Here is a 9,335-nt window from a genome sequence, read left to right as displayed (position 1 = left end):
TGCCCCACCCCGCCCTGGGGGCGGCCGCGTGCGTGACCCACCCCCCACCGCTACTTTGCCCGGGGTTACAACGCCACAGCCTGGGGCGGGCCCCGGGACCTGGGCCCCCGCCCCTCACTTCGTATCCGGATGCGGGGATCAGACCCCGGCCGGTTCCTTCGCCGGGCTGCCGGGGCCGGTCGTCGGGGACGCCGGGCCGCCCGTTGCCGCGACCGTGGATTCGGCCGGTTGCTGGGAGACGTTGAACTCCGTCAGCAGGTCCTTGCTGAAGCCGAAGAAGTACGTCGCGAGGAATCCGGCGAGGTAGCCGACCAGCAGGCCGCCCGCGTAGATCGCGATCGTGGTGCCCAGGCCGTGGTTGCCGTCGATGAGGGGGAAGAGGGCCCAGCCGGACGGGCCGATGGCCGTGGAGCCGACCTTGTCGCCGAGCTGGTTGAACAGGCCGATGAAGCCGCCACCGAACGCACCGCCCACGCACGCCGTGATGAACGGGCGGCCGAGCGGGAGGCTGACACCGTAGATCAGCGGTTCGCCGACGCCCAGCAGACCGGCCGGGAGTGCGGACTTGATGGTGCGGCGGATCGACTCGTTGCGGGGGAGACGGAAGTAGACCGCCGCGGCCGCGCCGACCTGGCCGGCGCCCGCCATCGCGAGGATCGGGAGCAGGACGGTGTAGCCCTGCTGCTCGATCAGGGTGGTGTGGATCGGGATGAGCGCCTGGTGCAGGCCCAGCATCACCAGGGGCAGGAAGAGACCGCCGAGCACGAAGCCCGCGCCCGCGCCGCCGTTGGAGAGCAGCCAGTCGGCGAACGTACCGATGGCGGTGGAGATCTCACCGGCCACGTACATCAGGCCGAAGATCGTCACCAGGCCGGAGACCAGGACCGTGAGGGTCGGGGTGACCAGTACGTCCAGCGCCTCGGGCACCCAGCGGCGACACCACTTCTCCACGTACACCGCGAGTACTGCCGCACCCAGTGCGCCCAGCACACCGCCCTGGCCGGGGGAGAGCTTCTGGCCGAACGCCTCGATGTTCGCGACGCCCGGGAAGACGATGATCGCGGCGACCGCACCGCCCAGGATCGGCGTACCGCCGAACTCCTTCGCCGTGTTGAAGCCGACGAACACAGCGATCAGCGCCATGAATCCGGACGCCATCGCGGCCAGGGCGGGCGTGACCGAGGTCAGCCAGCCCAGGTTCACCAGCAGGCCGTTGAGGCCGGCGATGATGCCGCAGCCGATGAGCGCCGGGATCAGCGGGACGAAGATGTTCGCGATCCTGCGCAGGAACAGCTTGAACGGGGTGGCGTTCTTCGCCTTCCGCGCTGCCTTCATCGCCGCACCCTGGGCGGCCAGTTCGTCCGCCGAAGCGGAGGCGGAAGCGGAAGCCGAGGCGGAAACAGCCGCCGCTTCAGGGGCTGCTGCCCTGCCCTCCTCCACCAGCTGCTCGAACTCCGGGGTGACCCGGGCGACGGTGCCCGGGCCGAGGACGATCTGGTACGTGTCGTCCTCGACCACGCCCATGACGGCGGGTACCGCCTTCAGGGCCTCGTCGTCGACGAGCGAGCGGTCGTGCAGGCCCAGCCGGAGCCGGGTCATGCAGTGGGCGATGGAGCTGACGTTCGTGGCGCCACCGACGAGCGGAAGGATCGCGGCGGCGGTGGCGCGGTTCTTGTCTTCTGTTGCCATGGTGCGTGGTGCCTTGCTGTGCGGGGGTGCGGGGGTGGAGCCGGTGGGTCAGGTGGTGCGGGGGGCGGCGGCGAGGGCGGCGCGGAGGTGGCCGTCGGACGCGGTCAGCAGGGTGGCGGCGGTGGGGCCGTCGACCTGGCCGAGGATGGTGAGAATGGCGTTCTTCACCTCGCCGTCGGTCGCGGCGAGGGCGGCCTCGATCTCCTCGTCGGACGCTCCGGTGGCGAGCGAGACGATCCGGCGGGAGCGGGCGCGCAGCTTCTCGTTGGAGGCGCGGACGTCGACCATGAGGTTTCCGTACGTCTTGCCGAGCCTGATCATCGTGATCGTCGAGAGCATGTTGAGGACGAGCTTCTGGGCCGTACCCGCCTTGAGCCGGGTGGAGCCGGTGAGCAGCTCCGGACCGACGACGATCTCGATGCCGTGCTCGGCCGCGGCGCCCAGTGCGGAGTCCGCGTTGCAGGAGAGCCCGATGGTCAGCGCGCCCTTGCCACGGGCGTGCTCGACGGCTCCGATCGCGTACGGCGTACGGCCGGAGGCGGAGATGCCGACCACGGTGTCGTCGGCGGTGAGGTCCAGGGCGTCGAGGTCGGCGGCGGCCAGCTCCTTGCTGTCCTCGGCGCCTTCGACGGCCTTGATCATCGCGGACGGGCCGCCCGCGATCAGGCCGATGACCTCGGAGGGGTCGGTGTTGAAGGTGGGCGGGCACTCGCTGGCGTCCAGCACGCCGAGCCGGCCGGCGGTTCCCGCGCCCGCGTAGATGAGCCGGCCGCCGCGGGCCATGCGCTCCGCGGTGCCGTCGATCGCGGCGGCGATCTCGGGCAGCCGGGCGCCGACGGCGGCCGGGACGGACCGGTCCTCGCCGTTCATGATCCGGGCTATCTCGAGCGTGTCCAGACGGTCGATCTCGGCGAGCTCGGGCCGGAACGCCTCGGTGGTGAGCGTTTCGAGCTGGGCTCGCAGTTCCCCGTATCCGTCGGGGGTGGTGGTGTCGGCGTCGGTGGTGGAGGTCATGGAGAGCGGCTCTGCTTTCTCGGTCTCGTACGGTTCAGCGGGCGCGGGTGCGGGTGGTGAGGGCCGGTTCGGCCCGGGTCGGGGTCAGCGCGGGCGTGGGGTGTGGCGGTGGGCCAGCGCCTCGTAGGAGGCGGCGAGCGCCGGTGCCGCTGTTTCGTACGTGCGCTGGGCGACGCCTATGAACAGGCAGTCGACGACGAGCAGCTGGCTCGTACGGCTCGACATGGCGGCGGGCCGCAGCTCGCTCTCCCGGGCGGTGGATGTGGTCAGTACGTGGTCGGCGTACTGCGTCACCGGGCCGTCGGGGCGGCCGGTGATCGCGATCGTCGTCGCACCGCGGTCGAAGGCGACCCGCAGCGGCTCGATGACATCGACGGTGGAGCCGGAGTGCGTGATCGCGATGGCCACGTCGCCGGAGCGGAGCTGCACGGCGTTGGTCACCGCGAGGTGCGGGTCCGTGTGGGAGTGCGCGATCAGGCCGATACGGGCAAGTTTCTGCGCCAGGTCCTGGCCGACGAGGGACGAGGCGCCCACACCGTAGATGTCGATGCGCCGGGCGGTGGCGGCGGCGGCGACCGCGGCACCGAGCTGGACGGTGTCGAGCCCTGCGGCCGTGTCGGCGAGGGTCTGCTGCTCGTCGTAGGCCAGCTTGGCGACCACATCGGCGATCGGGTCGTCGACCGCTATGTCGGCGGTGACGGAGGGAGCCCGGCCCGACTGCTGGTGTGCGGCGAGCCCGGCGAGGGCCAGGCGCAGATCGCGGTAGCCGGGATAGCCGAGGAGGCGGGCCGTGCGGACCACGGTCGCCTCGCTGGTGCCGGTGAGCTCGGCGAGACCGGTGACCGTGAGGGCGGCGCAGCCTGCGGGGTCACCGGCGACGGCCTCGGCGACGCGCTGCATGGAGCGGGTCATGGACGGCGCGAGCGTGCGCACCTTGGCCGCGAGAGCCGCCGGGGCGGGCGGTGAATCAGCGCTGAAACTTTCCTTCAGGTCATTGGTCACCTTTGAAAGATATTTTCAACCGGGTTGCCCGTCAACCCCCCTTTGGTCCCTACCTCTGACACCACTTCCGGGACCGCATCCGACAGCACCTCCGACAGCGCGGAAACGGCAGGGGTGGGCGCGAGAAGCGGGTTCGCGGGCGGGGTGACAATGGGCCCATGGAGATGAACCGCCTGGAACAGGCGTTGCATACGGCCCGTGCGCTGGTCATGGCCGATCTCGCCGCAGGTGACGTCGCCGAGGCCGGGATCGTCTCGCTGGTCGAGGACGCGGTGACCCACCGCCGGTGGTGGGTCGAACAGTGGCCCGACGGCGCCTCGTTCGTCGTCGGCCTCGTCGCTCAGGACGTGCAGGACGCCTTGCTCGAACGGTACGGGCGGTGGCCGCTCTGTCCGGTCTGCGACGCGGGCGACCCGCACGCACTGGACGTCGAACCGGAGCTGGGCCCGGACCCGCACTGGGTGTGCACCAAGGCCGCCGTGGCCGTCGCACCGGTCGGTTTGTTGAGCGGGATACTGCGGCGGTGACGGTCTACATCGACCCGCCGGACTGGCCGGGACACGGGCGGTTCTGGTCGCACCTGGTCAGCGATGTGTCCTTCGAGGAGCTGCACGCCTTCGCGGCATCCATCGGCTGCCCGGCCCGCGCGTTCGAGCGGGACCACTACGACGTACCGGAATCGCGGTACAAGGACGCGGTGCGGGCCGGGGCCCGGCAGATCGGCTCGAAGGAGCTCGTCCGCCGGATCACGGCGGCCGGTCTGCGGCGGCCGAAGGGGCGTCCGGCGCCCGCCGGCTGACGGCGGCGGGTCAGACTGCGGGGGTACCCGCCTCCGACGACGCCTTTTCGTACACACCCGACGACGCCGCGGCGGGCGATCCGGTCACCCGTCGCGACCTGCCCCGGCCCTGCAGCCGCAGCGAGAACACCACGGCCACCAGCGCCAGTACCGTCATCGCGGCCCCCGCCCACGCGGTCGCGGCGAAACCGAAGTCCGCGTCGATCACCGTGCCACCCAGCCAGGGGCCGCCCGTGTTGCCCAGGTTGAACGCGGCTGTCGTCGTGGCACCGGCCAGCGTCGGAGCGGCGCCCGCGACATTGAACATCCGGGCGTTCAGCGCCGGAGCCGTGTAGAACGCCGACAGTCCGAGCAGGAACGAGAGCCCGACCGCGGCGACCTGGTTCGAGGCGAACAGCGCCAGCGCGGCCAGGAAGACCGTCGAGGCCGCGATACCGCTCATCAGCACTCCGAAGAGATGCGCGTCCGCGACCCGGCCGCCGATCGTCGTACCGACCAGCGCACCGACCCCGAACAGCGCGAGCACCGTCGGCACCCAGCCGGAGTCCAGCCCGGCGACATCCGTCAGCAGCGGGGCCAGATAGCTGAACGCGCAGAAGACACCGCCCGCCGCGAGCGCCGTGATCACGATCGACAGCCACACCTGCCGGTCCCGGTAGATGCTCATCTCCTGCTTGAGCCGCGGCTTCTGCTCCGGCAGCGGAATGCGCGGAATCAACGTCGTCACCCCGACCAGTGCCACGGCGGACGCCGCACCCACCGCCCAGAACGCCGACCGCCAGCCGAGGTTCTCACCGAGAAAGGCCCCCAGGGGCACGCCGAGCACATTGGCGATCGACAGACCGCCGATCATCACGGCCATCGCACGGGCCCGCGCGTTCACCGGCACCATTGCGATGGCGACTGCCGCCCCCACCGCCCAGAATCCGGCGCAGGCGAAGGCGCTCACGACACGGGACGCGAAGAGCACCTCGTACGTCGGAGCCAGCGCACCCGCGACCTGACCGAGGCCGAAGACGGAGATCAGGGCGATCAATGTGGTGCGGCGCGGCAGCCGGAGCGTGGCCACGGCGAGCAGCGGGGCGCCGATCACCATGCCGATCGCGAAGGCGGATATGAGAAGTCCGGCGCGGGGAATGGACACGTTCATGTCGTCGGCGATGGGCGGCAACAGCCCGGAGAGCATGAACTCGCTGGTGCCCAGGGCAAAGACCGAGAGGCCCAGAATGTATACGGCGAGTGGCATGCGTGAGCGGCGAGCGGCAGAGTCGGGCATGACAGCTGCCAACAGCGACCACGGGCGTTACATTCCCACTGCTCTCCCGCTGCCTTTCGGCCGCCGACGACTTCCGGCCACCGCACTCTCAGCGGCTGAGCAGCTCCAGCTCGGTCAACAGGTTCTGCCGGGCCCGCGGTTCCCACCGGGCCACCCCGTGCGGCGTACGGAACAGTCGCGGCAGCCCGAGCAGCTGACGCAGTACCCCCGCCCGCCCCTCCCGGAACGCGTCGTCGGGCACGAAGCCGTACTCCTCCCGCACCTGCGCCGTGTAGGCCGCGTACTTCTTCGGGGCCGCCGCCAGGATGGCCAGATCGGCATCGCACAGCACCTCGCCGTTGGTGTCACCGTCCGCCGGATCGTGGGTGACGGTGAGACGTACGAGCCGGGCGACCTCGGCCGTGACGTCGGCGGGTACGCCTGCCTCCGGCAGGGCACGTTCGGCGAGGGCCGCGCTGCGTTCCTCGTTCTCGGACCGGTCGGGCCGGTAGACCGCATCGTGGAACCAGGCGGCGAGGCGTACGGCATCCGCATCGGCCGCGTACCCGGCGAGCGTGTCGATGCGGTCGAGCACCGCGACCAGGTGCGCGGTGGTGTGGTACCGCCGCTGGGGCTCGGCCCAGCGTGCCAGCAGATTGTCCGCGTACGGCAATGGATCGGGCCCGGCCGCCCCGCCTCGGGCACCGACGAGGGCCTCCTGCCAACGCTCACGGAGGGAGGCGCCGGCATGGCCTGGCTCGTGGACGCTGCTTCCGTGCGAGCTGTCGGTCATGGGACGACCCTAGCCCGGGATCAGGCTGTGCACGGAGGGGCCGGCATGGCTGATCGGGCCGGTCCTCCGCGCTCCTCGTCGAGCGCGCCGCGCCGTTCAACCGCCCGCTGAATCAGCCGGCCGGGTCGAAGAGACCGGGGATCTCGGCAGGGTGATGCGTGAGGAGGTCTCGCAGGTGCTCGGGGTCGATGACAGGGTGGCTCACCTCTGGACGGTCGGTAAGAGCCAGGCCGGGGCGGCTGAGCCGGTATCCGCCTTGGTCATCCCGATAGCAGGAGTAGGGCAGGCCTGCCTCGTGAAGCAGATTTGTGAGCTCCCACTCCGTCTCTCCGGAAGCGGTTACATCAATTCCTCGCGACCGGAGTTCAGGGATGACCGAGTGATAAGAATCCGGCGAAATCGGATTTCCCGTGACGTTTATCCGCTTGAGGGGCTCCACCCTCAGTGCGGGGGTCAGATCGCTCAGAAAGTTGAAGCTGAGGTCCAGAGTGTACAGAGGGAATTCTGTCACGCCGTTCAGGCTGCGAAGTGCGCTGTCTTCGACGGTGAGCGACACGATGGAGGAGAGCGCAGTCAACGACTCCAGCTCAACGGGATCGCAGCCGATCAACAGAAGGATTCTCAGGTTCGGACACCGCAGCAACCCGCTCAGATCTCGCGCGTGGGAAATGTGAAGATTGGTCACTGTGTCAAGTTCGGCGTCGGTCCACGGAAGGGATCGGCCGACCCTTTTCGCGATCGCCTTCTCCACGGCCGGGTCGATTTCGAACGACTCGGCTGCGTTTCCGAAGGGTGCCATTATTTCAGTTTTCCTTTCGCTGTATCAAAATCCGCCTGTATTTCCGTGAAGTTAGCCCGCTGCTCGGCGGCAAGTTCCTCCACGGTGAGTTCCTTGAGGGCTCCATTCGGTGCGTTGTATAGTGCCCCTATCTTTGTTGCCCGAATCTCGGAGGAGAGTTCTCGTATCTGACCGTCCCAGATGAGTCCTTCCGGTCCGCCGAGCTTGGCGGTGAGTGCGTCGATGAACTCCCCTGCGGTCCGCCTCCGGTATGCATCGAAGACCGCGCGCAGAGCGTTGTGGAAGGCATCCGTTCCTTTTGTCATCGTCGATTTGTGGCGGGTATCGCCACGCTCGTCCTCGTAGGCCCGGTAGAAGGACCCGACGTGACCTCCTGGGGATACGGCCGCCCCTTGCTCGTCGACGATCTGCCATATGACCCTGTTGGTGTCGGATCGCAATTCATTATGCAGTGTCACCCAATTCAGAGCCTGTGTGAGATCCGGCTTCTGATGCATCGCCGCCTGCAGGACATCGCCGATGTAGTTGGTCGGGATCCACTCATGCTTCCCGGTGTTCACCGCGCGGAAACGTCCCTTGAGCCATTCCTTCGAGCCTGAATCGCCGCCCCATATTGTCTGGAATTTTGCCCATGTTATGGTGCCAACTTTCCCCGCGGTCACAAGTTGGCGAAGGAAAGCAATGATCTTGTACTGCTCGCCGCCGAGATCGACCTTGTCCACGGCGTCCACCAGTTCCGGGTCCGGGTCCTTGCTCCCCTCGGGGAACGGTTGGAATTCACCGTACGTACCCTGTGCCGGTAGAAAATTCATCTTCTCCAGGCGGGTGGCGGCCTCACTCTCGGCCGATACTTTCTTGAGGCCTTCTTCGCGGACGGTTTCCTTCGCGCTTTCTCCGAGAATCTCGACCAGTCGCGCACGAGTCTTACTGCCGGATGCGAACGCGTGCTGCTTGTAGACCCAATCGGCCGACGCGTCTCTGTTGTTCCCGTCAAAGTGGTCCGCGTAAACAGAATTCGCTGTCGTCGATTCCTTGAGATACTTTTCCCCATCTGCCTTTAGGCTGGCCCCCTTGAATATGCCTTCCTGCCAGATTCCGGTATTCTTGAGTTGTCTTGTCCACCAGTGCGAATGAATCGCTTCGATGCGGCCCTCCCCGTAGACCGGGAGCTGATCCGCAACTTCCTTCCTTCGCCTCTTCTCCTTCTCTTCCGCGCTCTCGTTACTGTTCCCCGATTCGTTCCCGGCCTGCTCCGTAGTATTTCTGCCGGCATCTGTGGTCCGTTCGTCTTCGGGGTTCACTTTGGCTCGGACCGACCATTTTTCGCCGTTCGGGACCGGAACGAGAGTCTTCAGTCCGAACCTCACGCGAATGCCGGCAAGGAGGGGCCTGAGGATATGACTCCCCACTTTGCGCCCGCGGTATCTGGTCATGGCGGCCACCGCGGCGGCCAGACCCTGGTCGAGCCGCTTGCGCTTCCCCTCCGGGCTGTCGTCCCGGCCGAACCGGCCCTTGAGTTTTGCCCAGAGTTTCTTTCCTGCTTTGGCGATGAAGTCGACGATTTTGTCGATGGCGCGGTTGACGGGTTTGGCGACGGTGTGGAAGACGGATTTGACTTTGTTGGCGAGGTTGCCGATGCCGAGGAGTGAGGCGAGGAAGCCGATGAGGAGGGGGACGCTGGCGGCGAGGGCTGTTTCGACCATTTTGGGGACGCCTGCGGTGCCGCCGTTGGCGATGGCGATGACGGAGTCGAGGACGGCGTTGACGAACTCCACTATCTGGGCGCCCTGGTTCACGATGAACGTGATGATGTCGATGATTCCCTTGACCGCGCGGACGAAGGCGGAGGCGGGGTTGAGGAGGGAGATGATCCAGGTGATCCCGGCGATGATGACGGTGGGGATCAGGTAGCTGGTGAGTTTTTCGAGGATGGTGGCCTTGAGGTCGCCGGCTTCGGCGGTGATTTCCTTGATCGCGCCTGCGG

Annotated in this window: 8 protein-coding genes and 1 pseudogene; 2 read left to right on the top strand and 7 right to left on the bottom strand. The window is 67.8% G+C overall.

The window, feature by feature from the left end; genetic code table 11:
• Positions 1-138: 138 nt before the first annotated feature.
• From ACFVYE_RS40460 to ACFVYE_RS40450, 3 genes are all read right to left on the bottom strand, one after another.
• The gene (locus ACFVYE_RS40460) at positions 139-1,689 is read right to left on the bottom strand and encodes a PTS transporter subunit EIIC (protein WP_383977463.1); all 1,551 of its coding nucleotides are present in this window, start codon (positions 1,687-1,689) and stop codon (positions 139-141) included.
• 48 nt (positions 1,690-1,737) lie between these two features.
• Entirely contained in the window at positions 1,738-2,703 is a 966-nt protein-coding gene (murQ, locus tag ACFVYE_RS40455; RefSeq protein WP_383977460.1) for an N-acetylmuramic acid 6-phosphate etherase, read from the bottom strand.
• Positions 2,704-2,787: 84 nt separating this feature from the next.
• Positions 2,788-3,705 (bottom strand): MurR/RpiR family transcriptional regulator, encoded by a 918-nt coding sequence (locus ACFVYE_RS40450; protein WP_114245853.1) that lies wholly within the window; start codon positions 3,703-3,705, stop codon positions 2,788-2,790.
• Between the two features lie 158 nt (positions 3,706-3,863).
• Between ACFVYE_RS40450 and ACFVYE_RS40445 the strand changes: the two genes are divergently transcribed.
• Together ACFVYE_RS40445 and ACFVYE_RS40440 are read left to right on the top strand one after the other, a co-directional pair.
• On the top strand, positions 3,864-4,232 hold the full coding sequence (locus ACFVYE_RS40445) for a hypothetical protein (RefSeq protein ID WP_383977457.1): 369 nt from the start codon (positions 3,864-3,866) through the stop codon (positions 4,230-4,232).
• Positions 4,229-4,504, top strand: coding sequence for a DUF4031 domain-containing protein (locus ACFVYE_RS40440; protein ID WP_383977454.1), 276 nt, complete (start codon positions 4,229-4,231; stop codon positions 4,502-4,504). Before ACFVYE_RS40445 ends, ACFVYE_RS40440 begins: the two co-directional genes overlap by 4 nt.
• 10 nt (positions 4,505-4,514) lie before the next feature.
• Here ACFVYE_RS40440 and ACFVYE_RS40435 read toward each other — a convergent pair whose 3' ends face one another.
• The 4 genes and pseudogenes from ACFVYE_RS40435 to ACFVYE_RS40420 all read right to left on the bottom strand — a co-directional run.
• The gene (locus ACFVYE_RS40435; protein WP_389608620.1) at positions 4,515-5,750 is read right to left on the bottom strand and encodes a Cmx/CmrA family chloramphenicol efflux MFS transporter; all 1,236 of its coding nucleotides are present in this window, start codon (positions 5,748-5,750) and stop codon (positions 4,515-4,517) included.
• 118 nt (positions 5,751-5,868) lie between these two features.
• On the bottom strand, positions 5,869-6,552 hold the full coding sequence (locus ACFVYE_RS40430; protein WP_383977449.1) for a hypothetical protein: 684 nt from the start codon (positions 6,550-6,552) through the stop codon (positions 5,869-5,871).
• Between the two features lie 112 nt (positions 6,553-6,664).
• Complete coding sequence (locus ACFVYE_RS40425) at positions 6,665-7,351, bottom strand: hypothetical protein (protein WP_383977446.1); 687 nt, start codon at positions 7,349-7,351, stop codon at positions 6,665-6,667.
• A pseudogene (locus ACFVYE_RS40420) lies at positions 7,351-9,335 on the bottom strand (hypothetical protein); the annotation flags it as partial. The pseudogene ACFVYE_RS40420 and the gene ACFVYE_RS40425, both read right to left, overlap by 1 nt.

It is taken from the genome of Streptomyces sp. NPDC058239, from assembly GCF_042882185.1.
GTDB lineage: Bacteria > Actinomycetota > Actinomycetes > Streptomycetales > Streptomycetaceae > Streptomyces.
This window is presented reverse-complemented; position numbering and strand designations above follow the sequence as displayed.